The sequence below is a fragment of the Aquincola tertiaricarbonis genome (genome assembly GCF_023573145.1).
In the GTDB taxonomy this organism is placed as follows: domain Bacteria; phylum Pseudomonadota; class Gammaproteobacteria; order Burkholderiales; family Burkholderiaceae_C; genus Aquincola; species Aquincola tertiaricarbonis_B.
Genome location: NZ_CP097636.1, coordinates 3,622,631 through 3,648,346 on the forward strand (window position 1 = coordinate 3,622,631; position 25,716 = coordinate 3,648,346).

The following is a 25,716-nucleotide window of genomic DNA, read 5'->3' on the forward strand; positions in this document are numbered from 1 at the left end:
TCCATGAACACGCCCACATTCTTTGGCGCGTCCCATGGCATCGGCATGACATCTCGCGGTCATGGAGGCCCGCCAAGCTGTCGCTTCGCTGTACGCCTGCGGGATGTGATGGCGCGAGGCCGTGCACGTAACTCCGCTGTCATGGAGGCTCTGAAGACTGCTTTGCAGCCTTCGCCAACTTCCTGCACACGCCACCATGCACAGCCGCACCCCGGTCAGCCGCCTCGTGTTTTTCACGACCCCCTTGACCGCTTTGGCCCTGAGCGCCTGCTTCAGCCTCAACGACAGCGACAGCACCAGCGTCGACACCACCAGCGCCTTGCGCGCCAAGGTCAAGAACGTGGTCGTCATCTACGCCGAGAACCGCTCGTTCGACGGCCTGTACGGCAACTTCCCGGGTGCCAACGGACTCGGCAGCCTCTACGGCGCCAACGGCCAGCTGACCTCGGCCTACGTGCCGCAGAAGGACCGCAACGGCTCGGTGCTGGCCACCCTGCCGCAGACCTGGGGCGGCGTGACCGCCGGTGGCGTGACCCCGGTGGTGACGCAGGCGCAGAGCGCCGGCCTGGCCAACGCCCCCTTCTCCATCGAGACGGCCTTCAAGGCCAGCGCCAATGCCACGCTCACCACCACCACCGTGACGCGTGACCTGTACCACCGGTTCTTCGAGAACCAGATGCAGATCAACGGCGGTGCCAACGACATGTTCGCCGCCTGGTCGGACGCAGGCGGCCTGACCATGGGGCACTTCGACTACAGCGCTTCGGCCATGTACAAGCTGGCCCAGCAATACGTGCTGGCCGACAACTTCTTCCAGGGCGCTTTCGGCGGCTCGTTCCTGAACCACCAGTACCTGATCTGCGCCTGCGCGCCCGAATATCCGGGCGCCGACACCGCGGCCGCGGCGCCCACCATCGCCGTGCTCAACAAGGATGCCAACGGCAAGTACACCCCCACGCTGACCACCAGGAACACCAGCCCGGCCTCGGCCCTGGACGGCCCGCCCAGCTACGTGCTCAGCGGCAACATCACGCCCGCCAACTACTTCGGCGATGGCAAGTTCTACGCGGTCAACACCATGCAGCCGCCCTACCAGCCAAGCGGCAATGCGCCGGCCAGCGTGGCGGGCAGCAACGCCCTGTACGCCAATGCCGCCAAGCCCACCACGCTGCCGCCGCAGACGGCCACCACCATCGGCGACCTGCTGGATGCGCGCAACGTGAGCTGGAAGTGGTACGGCGGCGCCTGGAACAGCGCGCTGCAAGATGGCATGCAGGACCCGGCCACCCCGCGCTCGGTGATCTACGCCGGCAACAGCTACGGCGTGGCCACCACCGCCAACGTCGACTTCCAGCCGCACCACCAGCCGTTCAACTACTACGCCAAGGCCGACCCGGTGACCGGCGCCGCCTACCGCAGCACCCACCTGAAGGACTACACCGACCTGGTGGCCGATGCCGCCGCCGGCACCTTGCCCGCGGTGAGCTTCTACAAGCCCGAAGGCCTGTACAACCAGCACCCCGGCTACGCCAACATCGCAGACGCCGACCAGAAGATCGCCGACCTCATCACCAAGCTGCAAGCCAGCCCGCAGTGGAACAACATGGTCATCGTGGTGACCTACGACGAGTTCGGCGGCACCTGGGACCACGTGGCCCCGCCCAAGGGCGACCTGCTGGGCCCCGGCACCCGCATTCCGGCGCTGGTGATCTCGCCGCTGGCCAGGAAGGGGACGGTGGACCACACGCCGTACGACACCGGCTCGGTGCTGCGGCTGATCACCCGCACCTTCGGCCTGGACGCCCTGCCCGGCCTGACCACCCGGGATGCCGCCCTCAAGGCCAATGGCAGCCCGGCGATGGGCGACCTGACCCATGCGTTGCAGCTGAACTGACACGCTTGGAGGGCCTCAGCCCCGCAGCGAGCTTGGGGGCTACATCAGCCCATGAAGCCGAGGTTCCGCCGGCTGGCGTCGAAGTTCAGCAGGTTCGGGAACAGGTCGAGCAGTTGACCGTCGCTGAGGCCGAACCAGCGGCCCAGCGTGGCGCCCAGTTGCTCTACCGAGGTGGTGGGCAGCAGCGCGCCGTTGCCGATCTGGTCAGGGCTGTTGAAGCCGCCGCGGCCATCGGGCAGGCCCAGCTGCGGGAACGTGCCGTAGAGGTCGCGGCCGCGCACCGAGCCGCCGAACACGAAGTGGTGCGCACCCCAGCCGTGGTCGGTGCCGTCGCCATTGCTGGTGAAGGTGCGGCCGAAGTCGCTGGCGGTGAAGCTGGTGACGCTCTCGCGCAGGCCCATCGCGCCCAGCACGCCGTCGAAGTAGGCCATGGCGTGGGACAGCCGGGCCAGCAGCTCGGCCTGCGTGCGGTTCTGCGCGTCGTGGGTGTCGAAGCCGCCCAGGTTGACGAAGAACACCTGCCGGCGCACGCCCAGCGCGTCGCGCGCGGCCATCAGGCGGGCCACCACCTGCAGCTGCTGCGCCAGCGGGTTGAGCGCGCGGGTGCCGGCCATGGTGTCGTACCAGAGCAGCGAGCTGCTGAGGCCGGCGTTGCTGCCGGTGGCTTCGTAAGGGGCCTGGTTGGCGGCCGGCAGCGCGGCCGACACCAGTTGCTCGGCATCGATCGACCGGCCGACGATGGCAGCATGGTCGCGCGCCAGCAGGTCGGTGCTGCGGGCATTGCGCATCACGTTGCGCATGCTGTTCATCGCCGCGGCCGAGCCGAACAGCGTGGTGGCGCCCTGGCCGCCGATGCGCATCGCGCCGCTGCTGGCCGAGACCTGGTACTGCAGCACGCTGCGCCCGGCCAGCCACACGGCGCTGCCGGCCGCCGATACCGCGGTGAAGGTGGCGCCGCTGTTGCCGGCCATCAGCAGGTCGCCCATGCGGCCACCCCAGCCGGCGGTGCTGCCTTCGGCACCCAGGGTCTGCCACGCGGCCTGCTGGTCGTTGTGCGAGAACAGGCTGGCCGGCCGCGGGAAGGCGGCGTTACCGTAGTCGGTGCGCGTCATCGGCCGCACCAGCGGCCCGATGTTGGGCAGCACGGCCAGGCGGCCGGCCGCGAACAGGTCGCGGGCGCCGGTCATCACCGGGTGCAGCGCAAAGCTGCGGCCCTGGTTATTCACCGGGTCGATGGGCAGCACGCCGCCCAGGCGGTCGGGCGAGCCGATGGCCGCGGTGGCCACCGGCGCGGTGCCCGCAGCCCGCAGGTTGATGGGATCGGGCGCCTGGTTGCGCACCGTGGTGTAGGCCTGCCAGCTGGCGGCGTCGGTGGGCAGCACCATGTTGAAGGCGTCGTTGCCGCCGTTCATGAACAGGCACACCAGCGCCTTGTAATCACCGGCGGTCTGGGCGCTGGCCTGACCCATCGCGGCCAGGTTGAGGGCCAGCGGCGTAGCGGCGGCGCCCAGCGAGGACAGCGCGGCCGCCCGTTGCAGGAAGGCGCGGCGGGAAACGTTGACGGAGCGGTCCATGGTCATTTCTGCACGAGGAATTCGGGGGACACCAGCACCAGGAAGTAGGCGATCAGCACGCGGTTGCGGCGCGCACTGGCGATCTGCGCTGCGTTGCTGCCATCGGCACGCGCCACCGGAATGGCCACCGACTGCACCGCGGTGAGCAGCTCGCCGCGCAGCGCGGCCGGGGCCACGGCGCCCAGCAGGCGGGTGGCGGCGCGGTCCACCAGCGCTTCGGGCTGGTCGGCCAGCGCATCGTCGGCGCTGAAGTCCAGCTGCACGTCGCGCCGGGTGGCCTTGCCGTCCAGGCCGTTCATGCCCCAGCCCGACTGCAGGCCGGACCGCATGTAGTTGGCGTAGCCGGCCACCGACGATTCATGCGTGAGCTGCAGCTCGGGCGCGGTGAGGCCGGCGGCGCCCGACAGCGTGCCCGGCGCCACGTAGCCGGGGCGGAAGAAGTTGAAGACCGAGGGCGAGCGCAGCGGCGTCTGGGCCAGCGCGGTGGCCGGGTCGTCGGTGTTGCTGATCAGCCAGCTGCCGGAGTCCGAAGTGGCGCCCAGCGCACGCAGCGTGGCGGTGAGCCGCAGCACCGGCTCGCGCAGCTTGCCGAAGGCGGGGTCGCGGGCGGCGCTGGGGCTGCGTGCTTCGGCATCCAGCAGCACCGCCTTGACGGTGGCCTTGAGGTCGCCGCCCGAGCCGCTGAAGGCCGCCGACACCCGGGCCACGTAGGCCGGGCTGGGGTGGCTGGTGACCAGCCGCTGGATCAGCTGGCGGCCGATGAAGGGGCCGACGTTGGGGTGGGCGGCCAGCGTGTCCAGCGCCGCCTTCAGGCTGACCATCGGCTGCGCCGTGCCCTGGGCCGGCACCACGGTGCCGAGGAAGCGCTTCTCGCTGGTGGAATGGAACTGCGGATAGCCCTGCATCGGCTTCCACATGCGGTCGGCGTCCTGGTAGCCGGTGGCACCCCAGAAGCGGTTGTTGTGGGTGTCCGGGCCCGCGTAGCTGAAGCCGGTGAACACCTTGGCCAGCCCGGCGATGTCGTCGTGGCTGTAGGTGGCGATCGGCGCGCCGCTGGCGTCCAGCTTGCGGCTGCCGTCGGCATTGAGCTGGTACAGGCCGATGGAGAACAGCTGCATCACCTCGCGCGCGAAGTTCTCGTCGGGCACGCGGCCGGCGGCGGTGTTTTCCTTCTGGTTGCGCATGTGCGACAGGTACAGGCCCATCGCCGGATGCAGCGCCACGCCTTCCAGCAGCTGGCGGTAGCTGCCGAAGGCATTGCCGCGCAGCATGTCCATGTAGCCGGCCAGCGCGCGGCCGTTGTTGCTCAGGCTGTCGTTCTGGAACGAGACGACGAAGATCTCGGACAGCGCGAAGCCCACGCGCATGCGCAGCTGGGCATCGCCGGTGACGGCTTCGCGGTAGAAGGCGTCCAGCACCTCGCGCTGGCCGGCCGACTTGGTGGCGTCGGCCGCCTGCAGCGCGGCATTGGCGGCGTCCCACGTGGCACGCAGCGAGCCGCCCGGTCGGGCGAACTGGTCGTCGATCCAGGCGGCATAGCCCAGGGCCATCACGCGGTCGATCTCGCCTGCGGTGCCGCCGAAGCTGGCCTGGTCGAGGAAGCGCTGCGCCTCGGCCCGCGTGCTGGCGGTGGCCAGCGAGGGGTCGGCGGCAGGGGCCGGCGCGGGCGCCGGCGTCGGGGCAGGTGCCGGGGCCGGTGAAGGCGCGGGGGCCGGTGCAGGCGCAGGCGCCGCCGTGCCGGTGTCGGTCGTCGAGCCCGGCGACGTATTGGCCCCCACGGCCACGCTGGAAGAACCGCCGCCGCCACCGCCGCAAGCGGCCAGGGCGGCCGCCGCCACGCTGATCATCATCCACCGCACCACGCGTGCGGACTGCGGGCGCGCCAGCGCCGTCGTTGAAACCTTGTCCACCACAACCCCTGCTGCAGGCACTCGCCTGCGTCACTCAGGGGCTTATCGGCGCGGGGTCACGGTGACCCAAGGTCTTCATTCGCCTGAACCGCCGGGCCTTCCCGGCAGTTGCAACAGAGCGGCTCAGTTCAACAGCGGGGCCAGCGCACGGCGGGCGTCGCGCTCGTCCAGGGCGTTGCGGGCCTGCCAGTCGGCCAGCTGGTCGTCGCCGATCTTGCCGACGTTGAAGTACGCCGCTTCCGGATGCGCCAGGTAGAAGCCGCTGACCGCGGCCGCCGGCGTCATCGCCAGGCTCTCGGTCAGCGCCATGCCCACGTCGCCGGCCTCCAGCACCCGGAACATGTCGCGCTTGGGCAGGTGGTCGGGGCAGGCGGGGTAGCCCGGCGCGGGGCGGATGCCCTGGTAGCGCTCGGCGATCAGTTCTTCGTTGCTCAGCGCCTCGGTGGGCGCATAGCCCCAGAACTCGGTGCGCACGCGCTGGTGCAGCCGCTCGGCGAAGGCTTCGGCCAGCCGGTCGGCCAGGGCCTTGAGCATGATGGCCGAGTAGTCGTCGTGGTCGTCCAGGAACTGCTTTTCCTTCTTTTCCACACCCTGCGCGCTCACCGCGAACAGGCCCACGTAGTCGGCCCGCGTGCCCTTGGGCGCCACGAAGTCGGCCAGGCAGCGGTTGGGGCGCTTGACGCCATCGACCACCGGCCGCACGGTCTGCATGCGCAGGCCGCGCCAGGTCATCAGCACCTCGGTGCGCGACTCGTCGGCGTAGATCTCGATGTCGTCGTCGTTCACCGTGTTGGCCGGGTACAGGCCGATGACGCCGTCGCAGTGCAGCCAGCGGCCCTCGATCAGCCGTTGCAGCATGCGCTTGCCGTCGCTGAACACGCGGGTGGCCGAGTCGCCGACGATCTCGTCGCGCAGGATGTCGGGGAAGCGGCCGGCCAGGTCCCAGGTCTGGAAGAAGGGCGTCCAGTCGATACAGGCGGCCAGCTCGGCCAGGTCGTAGTTGCGGAACACGCGGCGGCCCAGGAAGCGCGGCTTGGTCGGCTGGAAGGCCGCCCAGTCGATCGGCGTCTTGTTGGCGCGGGCCTCGGCCAGCGTCACCAGCGGCGTCGCCTTCTTGTTGGCATGCTGCTCACGCACCTTGGCGTAGTCGGCGGTGATCTCGTCGATGAAGCGGGCGGCCCGCTCGTCGGACAGCAGCTCCGAGCACACGCCCACGCTGCGCGAGGCATCGGGCACGTACACCACCGGGCCTTCGTAGTGGGGCGCGATCTTCACCGCGGTGTGCACGCGGCTGGTGGTGGCGCCGCCGATCAGCAGCGGCACCTTCTTGCTGCGGAAGAACTCGTCGCGCTGCATCTCGGCGGCCACGTACTGCATCTCTTCCAGGCTGGGGGTGATCAGGCCCGAGAGGCCGATGATGTCGGCGCCCTCCTCCCGCGCCTTGGCCAGGATCTCCTGGCAAGGCACCATCACGCCCATGTTCACCACCTCGTAGTTGTTGCACTGCAGGACCACGGTGACGATGTTCTTGCCGATGTCGTGCACGTCGCCCTTGACGGTGGCGATGACGATCTTGCCCTTCGGCTTGGCATCGCCGCCGGCGGCCACCAGCAGGCGCTTTTCCTCTTCGATGTAGGGCAGCAGGTGGGCCACGGCCTGCTTCATCACCCGCGCGCTCTTGACCACCTGGGGCAGGAACATCTTGCCGGCGCCGAAGAGGTCGCCCACCACGTTCATGCCGGCCATCAGCGGGCCCTCGATCACGTGCAGCGGGCGGCCACCGTCGGCGCGGATCTGCTGCCACACCTCTTCGGTGTCCTCGACGATGAACTCGGTGATGCCGTGCACCAGCGCATGCGACAGGCGCTCGGCCACCGGCAGCGCGCGCCAGGCCAGGCGGGCGCTGTCGTCCTTGGCCGCGCCCTTGGCCGATTCGGCGATCTCCACCAGGCGCTCGCCGGCATCGGGCCGGCGGTTCAGCACCACGTCCTCCACCCGCTCGCGCAGCACCGGCTCCAGGTCGTCGTACACGCCCACCATGCCGGCGTTGACGATGCCCATGTCCATGCCCGCCTGGATGGCGTGGTACAGGAACACGGTGTGGATGGCTTCGCGCACCGGGTCGTTGCCGCGGAAGCTGAAGCTCACGTTGCTGACGCCGCCCGACACCTTGGCGCCCGGCAGGTTCTGCTTGATCCAGCGGGTGGCCTCGATGAAGTCGACCGCGTAGTTGTCGTGCTCCTCGATGCCGGTGGCGATGGCGAAGATGTTGGGGTCGAAGATGATGTCCTCGGGCGGGAAGCCCACCTCGTCCACCAGCATGCGGTAGGCCCGCTCGCAGATCTCGATCTTGCGCTGGTAGGTGTCGGCCTGGCCCTTCTCGTCGAAGGCCATCACCACCGCGGCGGCGCCATAGCGCCGCACCAGCGTGGCCTGGCGCTTGAACTCGGCCTCGCCCTCTTTCAGGCTGATGCTGTTGACGATGCCCTTGCCCTGAATGCAGCGCAGCCCGGCCTCGATCACCGACCACTTGGACGAGTCCACCATGATCGGCACCCGCGCGATCTCGGGCTCGCTGGCGATCAGGTTGAGGAAGCGCACCATCGCCGCCTGCGAGTCCAGCATCGCCTCGTCCATGTTGACGTCGATGACCTGGGCGCCGTTTTCCACCTGCTGGCGGGCCACGGCCAGCGCTTCCTCGAACTGGCCGTTGAGGATCATCCGCGCGAAGGCCTTGGAGCCGGTGACGTTGGTGCGCTCGCCGATGTTGACGAAGAGCGTGCCCGGGCCGATGGTGACGGGCTCCAGGCCGGCCAGGCGCAGCGGGGCGGGTTCAGGGGCGTTGAGCGGACGGGCAGCGGAAACGTCGGACATGGCAGCAATCCAGGGATCCGGTGCGGCGAGTCGGCTGCGGCCCACCCGCAACGTCGTCCGCGCCGGGTGAGCGTCGTTGCAGACGGGAGATGCCCGCTGTCCGAGCCTGGCGGCCGTGCGGCCGTCGCAACGCTCCTCGGACAAGCGACCGATTTTAGCGATGCAGCCCGCCCGCCCTGCACAATGCCCCGGCAAGACAACTCAGTCAGGAGATCACGAATGCAGTGGTGGAGTCGATCAACCGGGGTCGGTGCGGCGCTGCTGGCGGCCGCGGTGCTGTCGGGCTGCGGCACCAAGGTGCCGCTGGACCTGCCCCCGCCGCGCAGCAGCAGTGGCGCTGCTGGCTCCAGCACGGGTGCTGCGGGCTCCAGCACGGCGCCGTTGCTGCCGGCGCTGCCCGCGCCACCGGCGCCGCCGGTCGAGCCGCCCTCGGTGGCCACGCCGATGCCGGTGGCCCCCTCGGCCGAAGCGGCGCAGCAGCCTCCGCTGCCGGCCCTGCCGGGCGCCAGCGCCCCTTCCACCACCACCGAGACCCAGCCCGGCGTGCCGCTGCTGCCGCCAGAGAACAGCCCGCTGGCCACCGAAACTCGCTGGCTGCAGCAGTGGTTCGACGGCACGCCGGTGGTGATCGCGCCGCAGGGCGACGGCACGCTGCTGGTGGAGGTGCCGGCCGAGTTCTGCTTCGACCTGGGCACCGCCGCCGTCAAGCCGCCGCTGGCCGCAGTGCTGTCGCGCGTTCGCAGCAGCCTGGAACGCCAGCCCACGCTGCAGATGCGCATCGAGGCGCCGCCCGACTCGGCCGGCCCCGCCTCGCTGGCGCGCGAGCGCAGCGCGCGGGTGCGCGAGCACTTCTTCAGCGCCGCCATCTCGCCCACCCGCATCACCGAAGCCGACGGCCTGCCCGGCTCGCCGGTGCGCCTGGTGATCAACGGAAACCCCGGCTGACAAGGCTTACACACGACAGCACGCGCCAGACACGGGCGCGGGCTGCAATCGCGCCATGACCCACTTGAAGCACCGACACCCCACGGCCCGGGCCGGCGCGGCCGGCCTGTGCGCCGCGCTGGCCTTGCTCGCTGGCTGCGCCACCCGCCCGCGTGGCGCCAGTGAGCCGGCCGGCCCGCCTGCCAGCGAGGCGGACCGCCGGGCGGCGGCGCCCGCGGCCCTGATGGCCGAGCAGCAATGGCTGCAGCAATGGTTCAGCGGCACGCCGGTGGCCATCAGCAACGACCGCGGCGACCAGTTGCGGGTGGACGTGCCGGCCAAGTTCGCGTTCGACCCTGGCCAGGTGGGCATCAAGCCGCCGCTGGCCGCGGTGCTGGACCGGGTGGCCGAAAGCCTGCGCCGCCGCGAACTGCTGGTGGTGGCGGTGGCGCCGCCCGCCGAAGCCGAGGCCGCGCTGGGCCGCCGACGGCTGGAAGCGGTGACCCGCTACCTCACCAGCCGCGGGGTGGAAGCCTCGCGCATCAGCGCGAGCACGGCCGACGGCGCCGCGCTGCGCCTGCGGCTGCAGATCAACACCACCGGCGGCGGCACCTGAATCAGGCCTCGGCCTCTTCCTGGACCAGCCCGCTGAACAGCGGGTCGCGCCGGCTGCGCGGCCGGTAGGCCGACACGCGCTGCGCGATGGCGGCGATGTGGTCGGGGGTGGTGCCGCAGCAGCCGCCGACGATATTGAGGAAGCCGCTCTTCGCGAACTCCTCCATCAGCCCGCCGGTGACGTCGGGTGTCTCGTCGAAGCCGGTGTCGCTCATCGGGTTGGGCAGGCCGGCGTTCGGGTAGCAGGAGATGGCGGTATCGGGCGCCGCCTTGCCCAGCTCCTCGATGTAGGGGCGCATCAGCGCCGCGCCCAGCGCGCAGTTCAGGCCCACCGCGATGGGCTTGGCATGGCGCACCGAATGCCAGAAGGCGGTGACCGTCTGGCCCGACAGGATGCGGCCCGATGCATCGGTGACGGTGCCGGAGATGATCACCGGCAGCCGCTCGCCGGTGGCTTCCATCAGCTCGTCCAGCGCGAAGATGGCCGCCTTGGCATTGAGCGTGTCGAAGATGGTCTCGATCAGGAACAGGTCGCAGCCGCCGTCCAGCAGGCCTTGCGCCTGCTCGTAGTAGGCCGCGCGCAGCGCCTCGAAGCTCACGTTGCGGGCCGCCGGGTCGTTGACGTCGGGGCTGATGCTGGCGGTGCGCGGCGTCGGGCCCAGCGCGCCGGCCACGAAGCGCGGCTTGTCGGGCGTGCTGGCCGCGTCGCAGGCCTGGCGTGCCAGCCGGGCGGCGGCCACGTTCATCTCGTAGGCCAGGCCTTCCAGGCCGTAGTCTTCCTGGGCGATGGAGGTGGCGCCGAAGGTGTTGGTCTCGATCAGGTCGGCGCCGGCGGCCAGGTACTGGTCGTGGATCTCGCGGATCACGTCCGGCCGCGTCAGCACCAGCAGGTCGTTGTTGCCCTTCAGGTCCTTGGTGTGGTCCTTCAGCCGCTCGCTGCGGAAGTCGGCCTCGCTGAGCTTGTAGCGCTGGATCATGGTGCCCATGGCGCCGTCGATGATGACGATGCGCTGGGCCAGCAGCTCGGGCAGACGGGCGGCACGGGTGTAGTTCATGCCCTGGATTCTAGGGAGGCGGCCTCGTCCTCCGGCACATAGGCCGATTCGCGGAAGTCCAGCGCGGTGGGCCGGCCCTCCCCTTGCGCCCACAACGCCATCAGGTGCGGCTGCATCGGCCGCGCGAAGAGAAAGCCCTGCAGCTCGTCGCAGCCCAGTGCATGCAGCACGTCGCGCTGGCCCGCGGTTTCCACGCCTTCGGCCACCACCTTCAGGCCCAGCGCATGGGCCAGGCGCACCACCGCCTCGACGATGGCGCGCGCGTCGGCGCTGCTCTCCAGGTCGCGCACGAAAGCGCGGTCGATCTTGAGCTGCCCGGCCTGCAGCCGCCGCAGGTACGAGAGGCTGGAGTAGCCGGTGCCGAAGTCGTCGATCGACAGGTGCACGCCGATGGCCGACAACCGCTCGAAGGTGCGCAGCGTGCCCTCGGCGTCCTCCATCGCCACCGATTCGGTGATCTCGAAGGTCAGCAGCGTGGGGTCGATCCGGTGCTGGTCGATCGCCCCCTGCACCCGTTGGACCAGGTCGTCCTGCCGCAGCTGGTGCACCGACAGGTTGATGGCCACCCGCACCCGCAGGCCCTGGCCCAGCCATTGCCGCACCTGGGTGCAGGCCTGCTGGATCACCCAGTCGCCCAGCGCGCCGATGAGGCCGAAGCGCTCGGCGATGGGAATGAACACCGCCGGGCTGACCAGCCCGCGCTGCGGATGGCGCCAGCGGGCCAGCGCCTCGGCGCCAGTGATGGTGCGGCCATCGCCCGAGACCTTGGGCTGGTAGTGCAGCTCCAGTTCGCCGCGCTCCAGCGCCAGCCGCAGGTCGCGCTGCAGCTCCACCTGCTCGCGCACATGGGCGTCCATGTGCGGCTCGAAGAAGGCGAAGCTGCTGCCGCCCGCGCGCTTGGCCGCGTACATGGCCGAATCGGCATGCGCCATCAGCTTGGCGGCCACGGTGCCGTCGGTGTCCAGCGCAATGCCCACCGAGCACGACAGGCTGACCTCGCGCTCCTGCAGCCGCACCGGCAGCGACAGCGCCTGGATCAGCCGCTGCGCCAGCTGGGCGATGGCGGTTTCGTTGACGTCGGACTCCAGCAGCAGCACGAACTCGTCGCCGCCCACGCGGGCCACGGTGTCGGTGGCCCGCGCGGTGGCGGCCAGGCGGCGCGCCATTTCCTGGAGCACCTGGTCGCCAAAGCCGTGGCCGAAGGAATCGTTGATCGGCTTGAAGCCGTCCAGGTCGACGAACAGCACCGCCAGCCGGCTGCCGTGGCGCTGCCGGCGCTCCACCGCCTGCGTCACGCGGTCGTCGAACAGCAGGCGGTTGGGCAGGCCGGTGAGCGCATCGCGGAAGGCCAGCTGGTGAAGCTCTTCGTTGGCCGCCTGGAGCGACTGCGCCAGCTTCTGCGCCCGACCCTGCAGCTGCGCATCGAGGATGGAGGTGCACAGGGTGAGCGACAGCAGCACCGCCGCCGCCACCGACACCATCACGCCCAGGCCGTCGCCGCGCAGCCCGTCGACGCTCAGGCACACGGCCCCGGCAGGGAACGAAGCCGCCGCCATGCCGGTGTAGTGCATGCCGCAGATGGCCGCGCCCATCACCAGCGCAGCCGCCAGTTGCCCGGCGCGCGCGGCCATGCGGGTGAAGCGCCGCAGCCAGAAGAAGATGAGCAGCGCGGCCGCCGAGGCCACGACGGCCACCGCCACCGAGGCCACCACCGTGGGTCGGTGCCACACGATGCCGGGCGCCATGCGCAGCGCCGCCATGCCGATGTAGTGCATGGCCGAGATGCCCAGCCCGATGGACAGCGCGCCACCGCTCAAGGTGGTCCAGCGCAGCTGCGCCCGGGTGGCGATGCCCAGCGCGATAGCGGACGACAGCACGCCCGCCACCCAGGACACCACCGTCCAGTGCAGGTCGTAGCCCACCTCGACGGGCAGCTGCAGCGCCTGCATGCCCACGAAGTGCATCGACCAGATGCCAGTGCCCATGGCCAGCGAGCCGCCGAACCACCAGGCAAAAGCCATCGCCCGGTCGCCACCGCGCACGCGGTGCGCCAGGTCCAGCGCGACGAAGGACGCCAGCGTTGCGATCAAGTAGGACAGCGCCACGACGGAGGTGTCGTAGCGCAGGGACATCGAACTGGCTTCCATTCGGCTGTACTGCTCACCGAGTGGAGGCACCACCCGCAGGGCGTTGTCGGCACGCCGGCGGCTGGCTTGAGCACCGTTACGGTTGGCGGCCGGCGCCGACGAAGCCCATGCCCCGCCGCTGGCGCACCGCCGGCTTGGCGCGGTGCTCGCTTTCCAGCTGGGCCAGGAAACCGTCGGGGTCGAACAGATCGCCCAGCAAGTCGGCCTGGCGCTGCACCGCGGCAAAGTCGCCGGGCGTCAGCTGGTCGAGCTGGGCGAGGCGGCTGCGCTGCTCGGCCGTGAGCGCCGCCTCATCGCCGGCCAGGGCCTCGGCCGCGAACATGCGCAGCCGCTGCGCCGCCGTCAGCGGGTTGAAGCGGATCTTGAAGGTGAAGCGGCGCAGCGCGGCTTCGTCCAGCTCGTCGAACAGGTTGGTGGTGCAGATGAAGACGCCGGCAAAGCGCTCCATGCACTGCAGCATCTCGTTGACCTCGGTCACCTCGTAGGTGCGTTCGGCCCGCTGGCGGCTGCGCAGGAAGCTGTCGGCCTCGTCCAGCAGCAGCACCGCGCCTTCGGTGTCGGCCTCCTCGAACATGCGGGCCAGGTTCTGCTCGGTCTCGCCGACGAACTTGCTCACCAGGTCGCTGGCCTGGCGCACCATCAAGGGCCGCTGCAGCGACTGGGCGATGTGCTCGGCCAGCGCCGTCTTGCCGGTGCCCGGCGCGCCATGGAAACACAGCGTGCCATGGCTGCGCCGGCCCAGCGACTCGATGATGCGCGTCAGCTCGAACCGCGTTTCCACGTTCAGCAGCGACAAGTCGTAGCGCGTCACCACCGGCCGCGCCGGCCGTTGCGCAGCCGACTGGCCCAGCGCCTTGTCGGCATTGCCCAGCTGGCGCTCGATCAGCGCCTCGATGGCGGCGCCGTCGGCATCGGACGCCTGCGCCAGCCGCGCAAAGCGCACCGCGGTGCGGATCTGCGCGGGGGTGAGGCCGCGGCGCTCGGCCAGCCGGGCCGCGAAACCGTCGCGCACCGGCACCTCGGCCAGTGCGCGGGCCACCAGGGCCTCACGCGCGCCGGGCGGCGGCGACTTGAGCTCCAGGTGGTACTGGAAGCGGCGGCGGAAGGCGGGGTCGATCTGCTCGATGCGGTTGGTGACCCAGATCACTGGCACCGGATTGGTTTCCAGGATCTGGTTGACCCAGGCCTTGCCGCTGACGCTGCCGCTGGGCGCATCGCTGCTGTCCAGCCGGGCCATCAGCTGGGCGGTGTCGGTGGAAATCGGCGGGAACACGTCCTCCACCTCGTCGAACAGCAAGGCCACCTGCGGGCTGGTCTTGAGGAACACCTGGCTGATCTGCAGCGAGCGGTAGCGGTCTCGGCCCGAGAGGGAATGGCCGTCGCGGTCGGCGTATTCCACCTCGTACAGCGTCAGCCCGGCGGCCTGTGCGGCCACCTTGGCCAGCTCGGTCTTGCCGGTGCCGGGCGGGCCGTACAGCAGCACGTTGACGCCCGGCGCCTTCTGCGCCACCGCATTGCGCAGCAGCCCGGCCAGCACGGCCAGGTCGTCGGCCACGAACTGGAAATCGGCCGGCTGCAGCTCGCTGGCATGGGCCGGCCGGGTGAACACGGCCATCAGGTCGTTGGGGCCGTGGTACTCGCGCATCAGCACCGGCGGCAGCTGGTCGCTGACCTTCATCAGGTCGGCCAGGTCGGTGATGTTGTGCTCCGAGATCAGGTTCTCGACCATGCCAATGCGCTCGAGCCGCGAGCCGGCGCGCAGGGCCTCGGCCACGTCGCGCTGGTCGACGCCGGCCACTTCGGCGATGGCGGCATAGGCCTCCTGCGCGCTGGAGACCTTGAACTCCACCAGCAGGCCGCGCAGGTCGCGCTGGTAGCGGGCCAAGGTGCCGTAGAGCAGCAGCGCCCGCTCGGCGGCATTGAGCTGCAGAAGGCCGGCCAGCGCGTCGATGTTCTTCTCGACGAGGGTGGATTCCTTCTTCAGGCTGCGCTCCAGCCACTGGCCGGTGGCGGTGAGCACCGTCAGCAGGTCCTTGGGCGCGTCCTTGATGTACTCGTCGATGTAGAAAAAGACGGTGCCTTCTTCGTAGGGGCCGCGCCAGTGGCCGTGGCGCTGCAGGAAGGCGTCGTCGGCCAGCGCCTCATGGCCGCGCCAGTGTTCGTTGTGCTGGCAGCGCTGCGCCAGGAAGGCCCGCAGCCGCTGCAGCACCGGCTGCGGCCAGGCCAGGTGGCGGCCGGTGAGCGAGAGCAGGCTGTTCCAGTCGCGGCGCAGGTTGAAACGGCCGGCATGGCGCATGGTGAGCGCCAGCACGAAGCGCGAGCACATGCGGTCCAGCACGGGGGCTTCGCGCAGGTCGGGGGACAGCAGCAGCGGTACGTCGGCGGTGGCAGTCACGGCACGCGGCATCGGTGGACGCCGCATGTTCGCCCAGCCACCGGGGCTGGGCAAGCCCTTCTCAAATCAATGGAGAACCACCGGGTTCTGCGCCAGCTGGGTGAAGCGGGCGATGTAGTCGTCCAGTTCGTCTTCCGAAGGGCTGGTCTGGATCAGCGCCTCGACGCCGACCTTGAAGCTTTCGGCCATCGCCCCTTCCAGGAAGATTTCCTTGCGGGCGAACTTGTCGACGATTTCATAGCCGCCGCGGGTGAGCGCGGGGTCGTTGCCGGTAGGTTCCACCGCGGCGCTGTCGCCCGGCAGGTCGAACTGCACCACCGCAAAATTGTCCGAGTTGTAGAGCATCAACATGGAGTTCTCTCCTTGCAGGCCAGTTGGCGCCGCTGCCGCAATATTCAAGCCATGAAGGCGGTTTGCGGTTGACAGGGCAAACGGCCGGCCTGCAGCGAGCTTGGGGGCCATGTCCAGCCGCCGGGCCGCCCCAAGGCTGGACGCGCCCCCCTGGGGGGCAGCGAGCGAAGCGAGCTTGGGGGCCCCATCAATCCATGGGGAGCAGCTCCAAGGCATCGTCGTTGCCGCTGGTTGACAGGCGGGCCTTGACGGGGCGGTGCTCCTTGGCCGGGTCCAGCCAGATCTCCACATGGGTGTCGTAGGCCTTGCGCGGCTCACGCACCAGCTTCAGCGCCAGGGTCTCGCGGCCACCGCCCAAGGCCACGCTTTCCAGGCCCGCCACGCTGAACTGCCACACATCGGCATCGCCCCGGGCACCCGAGACGAAGAACACGATGCGCGAGCCGACATTGAAGCGCTTGGGCGCCGCATTGAGCACGCCGCCAATCTGCAGCATCCAGCTCAGCCGGTCCTGCGCGCCCGGCGGCAGGTCGAACTGCACCGACGGACCGGAGTAGGTGATCTTGCCCGCCGCCCGCTGGAAGTTGGCGGCCTGCGCGTCCTTGCCACGTCGGCGGATCAAAAAGCGCTCCGGCGCCACGCCGGCGCGGTCGATGGCACCGGTGCTGTTCCAGTCCAGCACGTTGAAGCCGGCCACGCTGCCGTCCAGCCGTGCCTCGTAGCGGCTGCCGTCGGCCGAGGGCGACCAGCGCAGCGTGCCGCTGCCCGAAAGCATGCCGCGCTTGAGCTGGTAGCGGGCACTGAAAGGTGCCGCCAGCCGGGTGGCGTACACCGGCACCTGCACCGTTTCGGCGCGGGCGGCGGCCGGCGCGGCGGCAGCGGCGGTCGCCGCACCGGTGGCAGCGGCCATCGCCACCGCACCGCCGTCAGGGCCGGGAGGCGGCGACGACGGGCCTTCCTCGGCCGGCGGCGGCGGGGCCGGTACCTCCGTCGCTTCGGTCTGCGGCAGCTCGGCCAAGGGCTGCGGCCGCGCATCGGCATCGGACACGGGGCCCAGAGGCTCGGGTTCGGGCTCGGCCTGCTCCGGCGCCGCCGGTTGCGCCTGCGCAGCGCGCGGCGCCGCAGGCGCAGGCGCGGTCGCAGGCGCAGCAGCCTCGGCCGCCACCGGCTGGGCCAGCGACACCGGCAGCGCCTGGGCTGCCAGGCTGCGCACGGTGAAGGGTGCGGGCCGCGCCGTCGCCGGCGGCTCGGCCTGGCGGGCGGCGGCGCCGCCCACGGCGCCCAGGCCCCAGGCATGCGCCCCGACGATGGCCGAGGCCACGCCAGCCAGCACCCAGCGGCGACGCCACAGTCCGTTGGCAGGGGCTGCCATCACAATCGCTTTCATGAAACTCGCTACGTACAAGGATGGATCGCGGGACGGCCAGCTGGTGGTGGTGTCCCGCGACCTCACCACAGCCCATTTTGCGACCGGCATCGCCACGCGGATGCAGCAGCTGCTGGACGACTGGAACTTCATCAGCCCACAGCTGGAAGACCTGTACCAGACCCTGAACCAGGGCAAGGCACGGCATGGATTTGCGTTCGAGCCCGCCAAGTGCATGGCGCCGCTGCCGCGGGCCTACCAGTGGGCCGACGGCTCAGCCTACATCAACCACGTGGAGCTGGTGCGTCGCGCCCGCAAAGCCGAGGTGCCCGAGAGTTTCTACACCGACCCGCTGATGTACCAAGGCGGCAGCGACGACTTCCTGGGTCCGTGCGACCCCGCCAAGTTCGGCGACGAGGCCTGGGGCATCGACTTCGAGGCCGAGCTGGCGGTGGTCACCGGCGACATCCCGATGGGTTGCGGACCCGAGCGGGCGCTGGAAGGCATACGCCTGCTGATGCTGGCCAACGACTGGAGCCTGCGCCACCTGATCCCTTCCGAGCTGGCCAAGGGCTTCGGATTTTTCCAGAGCAAGCCGGCCACCGCCTTCAGCCCGGTGGCGGTGACGCCCGACGAGCTGGGCGAGGCCTGGCGCGGCGGCCGCCTGCACCTGACGCTGCAAAGCACCTGGAACGGCCGCACCGTGGGCCTGACCGAAGCCGGCCCGGAGATGACCTTCCACTTCGGCCAGCTGATCGCGCACATGGCCCGCACACGGCGGGTGCGCGCCGGCAGCATCGTGGGCAGCGGCACCGTCAGCAACAAGGACTGGTCGCGCGGCTATGCCTGCATCGCCGAGAAACGGGCGATCGAGACCATCGAAGGCGGCGAGCCCAAGACCGGCTTCATGCAGGACGGCGACACCATCCGCATCGAGATGAAGGGCGCCGACGGCCAGAGCGTGTTCGGCGCCATCGAGCAGACGGTGCACGTGGAGGACGCGCGCTGAGCGCGCCGGCAGCCCGATGAGCGAGGTATCGCGCACCTTCAAGCTGGTCACGCTGTGGCTGGTGATCGGCGTGGCCGTGTTCCTCGGCGTGGAGTGGTGGCAGGCCGAACAGCAGCGCAGCCGCTTCAGCAGCCAGGGCGGCGTGGTGGAACTGCGCCGGGGGCCCGACGGCCACTTCCACTGGCCGGGCCGGGTCAACGGCATCGCGGTCGATTTCCTGGTGGACACCGGCGCCACCAGCACCGCGTTGCCGCAGTCACTGGCCGAAGAGGCGCGGCTGGTGATGGAAGGCAGCGTGACCTCCTCCACCGCCGGTGGCGTGGTGCGCGGCAGCGTGGCCCGCGCCGACATCGAGCTGCAGGGCGGCGTCAGCGCCGAGCGGCTGCGGGTGACGGTGCTGCCCGCGCTGGAAGCGCCGCTGCTGGGCATGGACGTGCTGTCGAAGATGCACTTCAGCCAGCGCGGCGGCGTGCTGCGCTTTGAACCGCCGAGCCCATGAACCCCACCTGCCCGATGCGCCCCTTCCCGTTCAACCGCCTGGGCTGGCGGCGCCTGCTGGCCGTGGCCACCGCCATGGCCGGGCTGTGGGGGCTGCCCGCGGTGGCGGCCGAGCCGGCGCCGCGCACCGACTGCCCGCCGGTGGCCACGCAGCCCACGCCCGAGCAGCTGCGCACCGCCATCGCGCAGGCGCGCGACCACGGCTTCCTGTGGCGCTTCGAGAGGGACGGCCAGGGCGGCTACCTCTACGGCACGGTGCACGTGGGCAAGCTGGCCTGGGCCGTGCCCGGACCGACGGTGAGCGAGGCGCTGCGCTCCAGCGACACCTTGGCGCTGGAGCTGGACTTCAGCGACCCCGCGCTGGCCCGCAAGGTGGCCGACAGCATGGCCGCGCCCGGCGCCGATGCGCCGCCGCTGCCGCCTGCGCTGCAGGCGCGGCTCGACCAGCTGATCCGCGCCGCCTGCCTGCCGCAGCTGGGGCAGCAGCACCCGGTGATGCAGGCGCTGGCGCTCACCACCCTGGCCGCCCGCGTGGACGGGCTGGACCCGGCCTATGCGCAGGAATTCGCGCTCACCGGCTTCATGAGCACGCTGCGCCGCAGGATCGTGTCACTGGAAACGCCCGAGCTGCAGATGGCCGCGCTGGTGCCCCCCGACCCGGCCGAGGCCCAGCGCCTGGTGCAGCAGATGGTGGAGCAGCTGGAAGCCGACCGCACCCGCGGCATGGTGGTGCGCCTGGCCGACGTGTGGGCCCGCGGCGACTTGGCACAGCTGGAGCGCTACGACCAGTGGTGCGAATGCGTGGAGACCGACGAGGACCGCCGCCAGCTGCAGCGCCTGAACGACGAGCGCAACCCCGGCCTGGCCGAGCGCATCGAGGCGCTGCACCGGGAGGGCCGCCGCCTGTTCGTGGCCGTGGGCGCGCTGCACATGACCGGCCCGCAGGCCTTGCCGCGGCTGCTGGCGCAGCGCGGTTTCACGGTGGTGCGGGTGCCGCTGCGCTAGACCCACGGCGGCGGCGGCGCCGCGGCACCGCCACCGCTGTGCACAATGGGTCGCAGCCGTACCCCCGACGACCTCAAGCAACACCGCCCAGGAGACCTCCCATGGCCGACAGCGCCTCCCCCTTCTCTTCGCTCGTGCCCGGCTTCGATTTCCTTCAGAACCTCGTCAAGGGCGCCGGCTCGGCCATGCCGTCCATCGGCCAGTGGGTGGCGCCCACGCTGGACCCGGCCGAGCTGACCAAGCGCATCGACGAGCTGAAGACGGTGCAGTTCTGGCTGGAGCAGAACGCCCGCATGCTGGCGGCCACCATCCAGGCGCTGGAAGTGCAGCGCATGACGCTGAGCACGCTCAAGACGATGAACGTGCAGGTGCAGGACCTGCAGGAGGCGATGAAGATCAAGCTGCCCGAGGCGCCCGCGCCTGCCGCCAAAGCGGCGGCCACCGCCGCCGAGGGGGAGGCGGCCGAGCCTGCCGCGAAGCCGGCCGGCGTGGTCGACCCGATGCAGTGGTGGGGCGCGCTGACCAAGCAGTTCACCGAACTGGCGGCCGAGGCCATCAAGGAGGGCTCGGCGCAGGCCGCGCAGGTGGCGCAGCTGGCCAAGATGCCCTCGCCCCTGCAGGCGGCCACGGCCACGCCGGCCGCCACGCCGTCGGCATCGGCCAAGGCGGGCGCAACGGCTGCCGCCGCACCGGCCCGGAAGGCGGCTGCCAAGAAGGCGGCGCGCAAGCGACCGAGCGCCGGCTGATCGTTCACATCCCGCGGTTGTCATGATCCCGTTCATCCACGCCCACGCCACGCACCCCGACTGGCGCATGGCCCTGGCCCTGGCGGCCGCCCAGATCGACGCGCAGCGGGCCGCGCATGCGCGCGCCCAGAAAGCCGGCGCACCGGCCTTCAGCCTTGGCTTCGTGTACTTCAGCGACCACTACTCCGCCCATGTCGACGCCCTGCTGGCGGAACTGAACACCCGCTGGCCGGGTATCCGCTGGGTGGGCTCGGTGGGCGTGGGCGTGGCCGCCAGCGGCGTGGAATACATCGACGAGCCGGCGCTGGCGCTGATGCTGGCGCCGCTGGCGCCCGAGAGCTTCCAGGTGTTTTCCGGCGCACGGCCGCTGGGCGGCAAGGAACCGTACACCGCCCTGGTGCATGCCGACCCGGGCACGCCCGACCTGGCCGAGCTGATCGGCGAGCTCAGCGGCCGCACCGGCTCGGGCTACCTGTTCGGCGGCCTGGCCGCCGGCCGCCACGGCGCGCTGCACATCGCCGACACGGTGTGCCGCGGCGGCCTGTCGGGCGTGGGCTTTGCGCAGGGGCTGCCGCTGCTGTCACGCGTCACCCAGGGCTGCCAGCCGGTGGGGCCGGTGCGCAGGGTGACGGCGGCGCAGCGCAACGTGGTCACCGCGCTGGACGGCGAGCCGGCGCTGGACTGCCTGCTGCGTGACCTGGGCATCGCGCTGGACGACCCGCATGCCGCGCTGCCCAAGCTGCGCGCCACGCTGGTGGGCCTGACCGATGGCGGCAGCGACCTGCTGACGCGGCCCGGCCAGTTCGGCACCGACACCCGGGTGCGCCACCTGGTGGGCCTGGACCCCGGCGCCCGCGGCATCGCGGTGGCCGACCTGGTGGAGCCCGGCATGCAGCTGGCCTTCTGCCACCGCGACGCCCAGGCCGCGCGGCGCGACCTGGTGCGCATCTGCAGCGAGATCCGCGAAGAGCTGGAGCCGGCCACCGAAGGCGCCGACGCCACCGCCGGCCCGGCCGACCCGCTGCAGCGCGTGGCCGGCGCGCTGTACATCAGCTGCGCCGGCCGCGGCGGCCCGCACTTCGGCTCCCCCTCGGCCGAGATGCAGATCGTGCAGCATGCGCTGGGCGACGTGCCGCTGATCGGCTTCTTCGCCGGCGGCGAGATTGCGCGGCACCACCTGTACGGCTACACGGGGGTGCTGACGGTGTTTCTGCAACCTCAACCTGCGTGAGCTTCGACGGCCTCCACCGGCTCCGGCCGCACCCGCAGCGCCCACGCCACGCCGGCCACCAGCAGCACGATGCCCAGCAGCGTGGCCGGGGCTGGCCACTGGCCGCGCAGCAGGAAGGCATAGGCCAGGGCTGACAGCGTCTCGAACACGATGAGCTGGCCCACCAGCGTGGTGGGCAGGCGCTGGCTGGCCTCGTTCCAGCACAGCGTGCCCAGCCAAGAGGCAAACAGCCCGATGGCCAGCATCAAGCCCAGGAACAGCCCCGGCGTGGGCCCCAGCGGCATCGCAAAGGGCTGCGCCGTCGCGCTGTTCCAGATCCACACGCCGGCAAAGCCCAGCACCGCCATCGGCAGCGTGGCGATGCCTTGCGCGGTGGCCCAGCTGCGCGGGCTGCGGTCGGAGTGGTGGCGCAGCCAGTCGGCATTGCGCATCGGGTACCAGGTCCAGCAGGCCACGGCCGCGATGGCCAGCAGCGCGCCGGTGGCATAACGGCCCAGGTCGGCGGCGGGGTCGGCACGCAGCTGCTGCAGCTCCGACTGGTTGACGCAGCCGATACCCAGCGCGATGAGCCCCAGCGACGGTGCCAGCCGCAGCCAGGGCAAGCGGCCGTCGCGCTCGGCATCACGCAGGTTGGAGCAGATGGCGATGACCACCGGCAGCGTGCCGATGATCATGGTGGGCAGCGGCCCGCCGGCCCGCTGGATGGCGGCCGACAGGCACAGGTAGTACAGCACGTTGCCCACCAGCGAGAGCTTGGCCGCCTCGATCCAGTCGCTGCGGGTGAACTGCGCCATGCGACGCCGGTCCAGCCACAGCATGGGCAGCGCGATGACGCCGAAGGCCAGGTAGCGGCCGAAGGACAACAAGGTGGCGGGGTAGTCGGGCAGCAGCGTGGGCGCGACGAAGACCAGGCCCCACATCAGGCCGGCGGCCAGGGCGAACAAGGTACCGATGAGCATCCCGCCAGTGTCGGCGCTGTGGCCGGCCGCGGTCTTGTACCGGATTGCGCTGGGCCCGGCCCGCCCTTCAGCGGCCGCCCACCTGCCGCGCATACCGCGCCGGCGTGACCCCGTAGCGCTGCAGGAAGGCGCGGGTCAGGTGCGCCTGGTCGGCCAGGCCCACGGCGGCGGCGACGTCGGCCGGCCTGTCGCCCCGCGCCAGCCGCTGCTTGGCCTGCAGCAGGCGCAGCGCCATCAGCATCTGGTGCGGCGTGGCGCCATGCGCGGCCTTGAAGCTGCGCTGGAAGTGGAAGGGGCTGAGCCCCGCCACCGCCGCCAGCTGCTCCAGCCGCAGCGGCTCGGCCAGGTGGGCCTGCAGGTAGTCGATCACCGCCGAAAACCGGGGCTGTGCGTGGGCCGATCGCACGCCAACCGACCTTGCGGCAGGCCGAACCCGCGGCCGCAGCAGCGCCAGCAACTCCAGCAGGCCGCTGTCGAAGGCCAGGTCATCCGCCGACTGCCACAGCGCGCCCAGCCGCTGGCTCACCTGGGCCGCCAGCGCGGCGTCGTTCAGCACCGCGGTGTCGAAGTGCCAGGCCGCGTCGCCGGTGACGGCCTGCAGCAGTTCGGCATCGAGGTACAGCATGCGGTAACCCCAGCCGGCTTCGGTCTCGGCGCGGCCGGTGTGCAGCTCGTCGGGGCTCATCAGCACCACCGAGCCGGCGGCGGCCAGGTGGTCGCTGCCCCGGTAGCGGAAGCGCTCGGCCCCGCTGGCGATGGCGCCCAGGCCGTAGGCGTCGTGGGTGTGCGGCTCGAAGCTGTGGCGCACGATGTGGGCGCGGTACAGCTCCACGCCCGCACGGTGCGTGGGGCGGCGGAACTCGGCGCGGTCGGCCGGGTGGTCGAACTGTTCGGGCACCGCTTGCATGCGCCGATGATGGCATGCGGCATCGACCTACATGCAACCGCGCCCCGGACCGACGGTTATGGGTGTGAGCGCGCGGCACAGTGGCTTCACCGCTGAACGAGACAGCGGGCGGCGGCGCGACAGCGCAGCCTTCCACCCCACAAAGCCTACGAAGGAACCACCATGAACGACGATCAAGTCAAGGGCCGCCTGACGGACGCCAAGGGCCACATCAAGGAAGCCGTCGGCAAGGCCGTCGGCAACGAGAAGCTGCAGTCCGAAGGTCTGGCCGACCAGGCCAAGGGCACGGCGCAGAAGACCTACGGCGACGCCAAGGAAGACGTCAAGGACGCCGTGAAGGGCCGCTGAAGCGCGGACCCCTCGGGCGCCTGAGACGTGAGGCGCCACCACCGACCCAGCGGGCCCCTTGAGGGCCCGCCTGGCTTTGTGGCTCTGCTTGCAGCTTATCGGGCTTTGCCAGCCTTCCACGCGCTCAAGAGGCTGTCATAGGCGATGGTTTCGCCCTTCGGCTTCTCGTTGGCCAGCTTGGCCCACGGCGCCTGCTTGTCGCTCAGCCACTTCTTGGGGTCTTCGCGCTTGTTGAGCTTGGGCGCGCACTTGGCCATGCCGGCACGTTCCAGCCGCGCCATCACGTCGTCCATCTCCTTGGCCAGGTTGTCCATCGCGGCCTGCGGGGTCTTCTCGCCGGTCACGGCCTGGGCCACGTTCTTCCACCACAGCTGGGCCAGCTTGGGGTAGTCCGGCACGTTGGTGCCGGTGGGGCTCCAGGCCACGCGGGCGGGGCTGCGGTAGAACTCCACCAGGCCACCCAGCTTGGGCGCCATGTCGGTCATGGCCTTGCTCTGGATGTCGCTTTCGCGGATGGGCGTCAGGCCGACCAGCGTCTTCTTCAGGCTGGTGGTCTTGGCGGTCACGAACTGCGCATACAGCCAGGCCGCGGCGGTCTTGTTGGCGTCATGGCCCGAGAAGAAGGTCCAGCTGCCCACGTCCTGGTAGCCGTTCTGCATGCCCTGCTTCCAGTACGGGCCGTTGGGGCCGGGGGCCATGCGCCACTTGGGCGTGCCGTCGGCATTGACCACCGGCAGGCCGGGCTTGGTCATGTCGGCGGTGAAGGCCGTGTACCAGAAGATCTGCTGCGCGATCTGGCCTTGCGCGGGCACCGGGCCGGCTTCACCGAAGGTCATGCCGGTGGCTTCCTTCGGCGCGTACTTCTTCATCCAGTCCACGTACTTGGTGAGCGCATAGACGGCCGCGGGCGAGTTGGTGGCACCGCCCCGCTCCACGCTGGCGCCCACCGGCGTGCACTTGTCGTCGGCCACGCGGATGCCCCACTCGTCGATCGGCAGGCCGTTGGGGTTGCCGATGTCGGCCGAGCCGGCCATCGACAGCCAGGCGTCGGTGAAGCGCCAGCCCAGCGACGGGTCCTTCTTGCCGTAGTCCATGTGGCCGTAGATGGGCTTGCCGTCGATCTGCTTCACGTCGTTGGTGAAGAACTCGGCGATGTCCTCGTAGGCGCTCCAGTTCAGCGGCACGCCCAGGTCGTAGCCGTATTTGGCCTTGAACTTGTCCTTCAGGTCCTTGCGGTCGAACAGGTCGGCGCGGAACCAGTACAGGTTGGCGAACTGCTGGTCGGGCAGCTGGTACAGCTTGCCGTCGGGCGCGGTGGTGAACTTGGTGCCGATGAAGTCCTTCAGGTCCAGGCCGGGGTTGGTCCACTCCTTGCCGGCGCCCGTCATGTAGTCGGTCAGGTTCAGCACCTTGCCGTAGCGGTAGTGGGTGCCGATCAGGTCCGAGTCGCTGATCCAGCCGTCGTAGATGCTCTTGCCCGACTGCATCGAGGTCTGCAGCTTCTCGACCACGTCGCCTTCCTGGATCAGGTCGTGCTTGACGGTGATACCGGTGATCTCGGTGAAGGCCTTGGCCAGGGTCTTGGCCTCGTACTCATGGGTGGTGATGGTCTCGGAGACGACCGAGATCTCCTTCACGCCCTTGGCCTGCAGCTTCTTGGCGGCTTCGATGAACCACTTCATCTCGGCCATCTGCTGGTCCTTGTTCAGGGTCGACGGCTGGAATTCGCTGTCGATCCACTTCTTGGCTTCCGCCTCGCCGGCATGGGCAAAGGGGGCACCCACGGCCAGCAGCGCGGCCAGGGCGAGTGCGCTGTAACGCAACGTCATGTTTGTCTCCTCGGTGTGCTTCCCCGCGACTGCGGTTCGGGTGACCACGGCCCCGGGGAAGCACCGGGCCGGATTCCCT

20 protein-coding genes and 1 riboswitch are annotated in these 25,716 nt (G+C 70.6%); of the genes, 9 read left to right on the forward strand and 11 right to left on the reverse strand.

All coding sequences use genetic code 11. From position 1 onward, the window contains the following. Positions 1–196: 196 nt before the first annotated feature. Entirely contained in the window at positions 197–1,894 is a 1,698-nt protein-coding gene (gene acpA / locus MW290_RS31180) for an acid phosphatase (RefSeq protein WP_250198209.1), read from the forward strand. 44 nt (positions 1,895–1,938) lie between these two features. Here the strand turns inward: acpA and MW290_RS31185 are convergent, their stop codons facing one another. The 3 genes from MW290_RS31185 to metH all read right to left on the reverse strand — a co-directional run bounded on the left by MW290_RS31185 (position 1,939) and on the right by metH (position 8,252). Then, positions 1,939–3,468 (reverse strand): DUF1501 domain-containing protein, encoded by a 1,530-nt coding sequence (locus tag MW290_RS31185; protein ID WP_250198210.1) that lies wholly within the window; start codon positions 3,466–3,468, stop codon positions 1,939–1,941. A 2-nt stretch (positions 3,469–3,470) separates the two neighbouring features. Beyond that, on the reverse strand, positions 3,471–5,378 hold the full coding sequence (locus MW290_RS31190) for a DUF1800 domain-containing protein (RefSeq protein ID WP_310740142.1): 1,908 nt from the start codon (positions 5,376–5,378) through the stop codon (positions 3,471–3,473). 123 nt (positions 5,379–5,501) lie between these two features. Continuing rightward, a complete protein-coding gene (gene metH / locus MW290_RS31200; protein WP_250198211.1) occupies positions 5,502–8,252 on the reverse strand; it encodes a methionine synthase in 2,751 nt (916 codons plus the stop codon). Between the two features lie 61 nt (positions 8,253–8,313). Further along, a riboswitch (S-adenosyl-L-homocysteine riboswitch) is annotated at positions 8,314–8,396 on the reverse strand. A 75-nt stretch (positions 8,397–8,471) separates the two neighbouring features. On the opposite strand from metH, the gene MW290_RS31205 reads away from it, so the two are divergent. Together MW290_RS31205 and MW290_RS31210 are read left to right on the forward strand one after the other, a co-directional pair. Continuing rightward, the gene (locus MW290_RS31205) at positions 8,472–9,197 is read left to right on the forward strand and encodes an OmpA family protein (protein WP_250198212.1); all 726 of its coding nucleotides are present in this window, start codon (positions 8,472–8,474) and stop codon (positions 9,195–9,197) included. A gap of 55 nt (positions 9,198–9,252) precedes the next feature. Beyond that, positions 9,253–9,792, forward strand: a complete 540-nt coding sequence (locus MW290_RS31210) for an OmpA family protein (RefSeq protein WP_250198213.1) — start codon at positions 9,253–9,255, stop codon at positions 9,790–9,792. Between the two features lies 1 nt (position 9,793). On the opposite strand, the gene MW290_RS31215 is transcribed toward MW290_RS31210, so the two are convergent. From MW290_RS31215 to MW290_RS31235, 5 genes are all read right to left on the reverse strand, one after another. Then, entirely contained in the window at positions 9,794–10,846 is a 1,053-nt protein-coding gene (locus MW290_RS31215) for a homocysteine S-methyltransferase family protein (protein ID WP_250198214.1), read from the reverse strand. Then, positions 10,843–12,978, reverse strand: coding sequence for a putative bifunctional diguanylate cyclase/phosphodiesterase (locus MW290_RS31220; protein ID WP_250198215.1), 2,136 nt, complete (start codon positions 12,976–12,978; stop codon positions 10,843–10,845). Before MW290_RS31220 ends, MW290_RS31215 begins: the two co-directional genes overlap by 4 nt. Before the next feature lie 91 nt (positions 12,979–13,069). Next, positions 13,070–15,388, reverse strand: coding sequence for an ATP-binding protein (locus tag MW290_RS31225; RefSeq protein ID WP_250198216.1), 2,319 nt, complete (start codon positions 15,386–15,388; stop codon positions 13,070–13,072). Positions 15,389–15,454: 66 nt separating this feature from the next. After that, positions 15,455–15,739, reverse strand: a complete 285-nt coding sequence (locus MW290_RS31230; RefSeq protein WP_250198217.1) for a BTH_I0359 family protein — start codon at positions 15,737–15,739, stop codon at positions 15,455–15,457. A 187-nt stretch (positions 15,740–15,926) separates the two neighbouring features. Then, positions 15,927–17,111, reverse strand: a complete 1,185-nt coding sequence (locus MW290_RS31235) for a DUF3108 domain-containing protein (RefSeq protein ID WP_250198218.1) — start codon at positions 17,109–17,111, stop codon at positions 15,927–15,929. A gap of 13 nt (positions 17,112–17,124) precedes the next feature. Between MW290_RS31235 and MW290_RS31240 the strand changes: the two genes are divergently transcribed. The 5 genes from MW290_RS31240 (at position 17,125) to MW290_RS31260 (ending at position 21,594) form a co-directional block, all read left to right on the forward strand. Further along, positions 17,125–18,114: a fumarylacetoacetate hydrolase family protein gene (locus MW290_RS31240; RefSeq protein WP_250198219.1), complete on the forward strand. Its 990-nt coding sequence runs from the start codon at positions 17,125–17,127 to the stop codon at positions 18,112–18,114. A gap of 16 nt (positions 18,115–18,130) precedes the next feature. After that, on the forward strand, positions 18,131–18,613 hold the full coding sequence (locus MW290_RS31245; protein WP_250198220.1) for a retropepsin-like aspartic protease family protein: 483 nt from the start codon (positions 18,131–18,133) through the stop codon (positions 18,611–18,613). Beyond that, on the forward strand, positions 18,610–19,617 hold the full coding sequence (locus MW290_RS31250) for a TraB/GumN family protein (protein ID WP_250198221.1): 1,008 nt from the start codon (positions 18,610–18,612) through the stop codon (positions 19,615–19,617). Before MW290_RS31245 ends, MW290_RS31250 begins: the two co-directional genes overlap by 4 nt. Positions 19,618–19,718: 101 nt before the next feature. After that, positions 19,719–20,363, forward strand: coding sequence for a PhaM family polyhydroxyalkanoate granule multifunctional regulatory protein (locus MW290_RS31255; RefSeq protein ID WP_250198222.1), 645 nt, complete (start codon positions 19,719–19,721; stop codon positions 20,361–20,363). A gap of 22 nt (positions 20,364–20,385) precedes the next feature. Continuing rightward, positions 20,386–21,594, forward strand: a complete 1,209-nt coding sequence (locus tag MW290_RS31260; RefSeq protein WP_250198223.1) for an FIST signal transduction protein — start codon at positions 20,386–20,388, stop codon at positions 21,592–21,594. Here MW290_RS31260 and MW290_RS31265 read toward each other — a convergent pair. Both MW290_RS31265 and MW290_RS31270 read right to left on the reverse strand, forming a co-directional pair. After that, on the reverse strand, positions 21,582–22,553 hold the full coding sequence (locus tag MW290_RS31265; protein WP_250198224.1) for a DMT family transporter: 972 nt from the start codon (positions 22,551–22,553) through the stop codon (positions 21,582–21,584). The genes MW290_RS31260 and MW290_RS31265 overlap by 13 nt on opposite strands. 67 nt (positions 22,554–22,620) lie before the next feature. Continuing rightward, complete coding sequence (locus MW290_RS31270) at positions 22,621–23,460, reverse strand: AraC family transcriptional regulator (RefSeq protein ID WP_250198225.1); 840 nt, start codon at positions 23,458–23,460, stop codon at positions 22,621–22,623. A gap of 162 nt (positions 23,461–23,622) precedes the next feature. Between MW290_RS31270 and MW290_RS31275 the strand changes: the two genes are divergently transcribed. Beyond that, entirely contained in the window at positions 23,623–23,808 is a 186-nt protein-coding gene (locus tag MW290_RS31275; protein WP_250198226.1) for a CsbD family protein, read from the forward strand. 95 nt (positions 23,809–23,903) lie between these two features. Here MW290_RS31275 and MW290_RS31280 read toward each other — a convergent pair whose 3' ends face one another. Then, positions 23,904–25,637: an ABC transporter substrate-binding protein gene (locus MW290_RS31280; protein ID WP_250198227.1), complete on the reverse strand. Its 1,734-nt coding sequence runs from the start codon at positions 25,635–25,637 to the stop codon at positions 23,904–23,906. Positions 25,638–25,716: the final 79 nt, after the last annotated feature.

Coding starts and splice junctions, on each gene's coding strand:
- MW290_RS31240 (WP_250198219.1), top strand. CDS start 17,125: ATGAAACTCGCTACGTACAAGGATGGATCGCGGGACGGCCAGCTGGTG.
- MW290_RS31215 (WP_250198214.1), bottom strand. CDS start 10,846: ATGAACTACACCCGTGCCGCCCGTCTGCCCGAGCTGCTGGCCCAGCGC.
- MW290_RS31205 (WP_250198212.1), top strand. CDS start 8,472: ATGCAGTGGTGGAGTCGATCAACCGGGGTCGGTGCGGCGCTGCTGGCG.
- MW290_RS31270 (WP_250198225.1), bottom strand. CDS start 23,460: ATGCAAGCGGTGCCCGAACAGTTCGACCACCCGGCCGACCGCGCCGAG.
- MW290_RS31280 (WP_250198227.1), bottom strand. CDS start 25,637: ATGACGTTGCGTTACAGCGCACTCGCCCTGGCCGCGCTGCTGGCCGTG.
- metH (WP_250198211.1), bottom strand. CDS start 8,252: ATGTCCGACGTTTCCGCTGCCCGTCCGCTCAACGCCCCTGAACCCGCC.
- MW290_RS31250 (WP_250198221.1), top strand. CDS start 18,610: ATGAACCCCACCTGCCCGATGCGCCCCTTCCCGTTCAACCGCCTGGGC.
- MW290_RS31275 (WP_250198226.1), top strand. CDS start 23,623: ATGAACGACGATCAAGTCAAGGGCCGCCTGACGGACGCCAAGGGCCAC.
- MW290_RS31260 (WP_250198223.1), top strand. CDS start 20,386: ATGATCCCGTTCATCCACGCCCACGCCACGCACCCCGACTGGCGCATG.
- MW290_RS31235 (WP_250198218.1), bottom strand. CDS start 17,111: ATGGCAGCCCCTGCCAACGGACTGTGGCGTCGCCGCTGGGTGCTGGCT.
- MW290_RS31245 (WP_250198220.1), top strand. CDS start 18,131: ATGAGCGAGGTATCGCGCACCTTCAAGCTGGTCACGCTGTGGCTGGTG.
- acpA (WP_250198209.1), top strand. CDS start 197: ATGCACAGCCGCACCCCGGTCAGCCGCCTCGTGTTTTTCACGACCCCC.
- MW290_RS31230 (WP_250198217.1), bottom strand. CDS start 15,739: ATGTTGATGCTCTACAACTCGGACAATTTTGCGGTGGTGCAGTTCGAC.
- MW290_RS31210 (WP_250198213.1), top strand. CDS start 9,253: ATGACCCACTTGAAGCACCGACACCCCACGGCCCGGGCCGGCGCGGCC.
- MW290_RS31265 (WP_250198224.1), bottom strand. CDS start 22,553: ATGCTCATCGGTACCTTGTTCGCCCTGGCCGCCGGCCTGATGTGGGGC.
- MW290_RS31255 (WP_250198222.1), top strand. CDS start 19,719: ATGGCCGACAGCGCCTCCCCCTTCTCTTCGCTCGTGCCCGGCTTCGAT.
- MW290_RS31185 (WP_250198210.1), bottom strand. CDS start 3,468: ATGGACCGCTCCGTCAACGTTTCCCGCCGCGCCTTCCTGCAACGGGCG.
- MW290_RS31220 (WP_250198215.1), bottom strand. CDS start 12,978: ATGTCCCTGCGCTACGACACCTCCGTCGTGGCGCTGTCCTACTTGATC.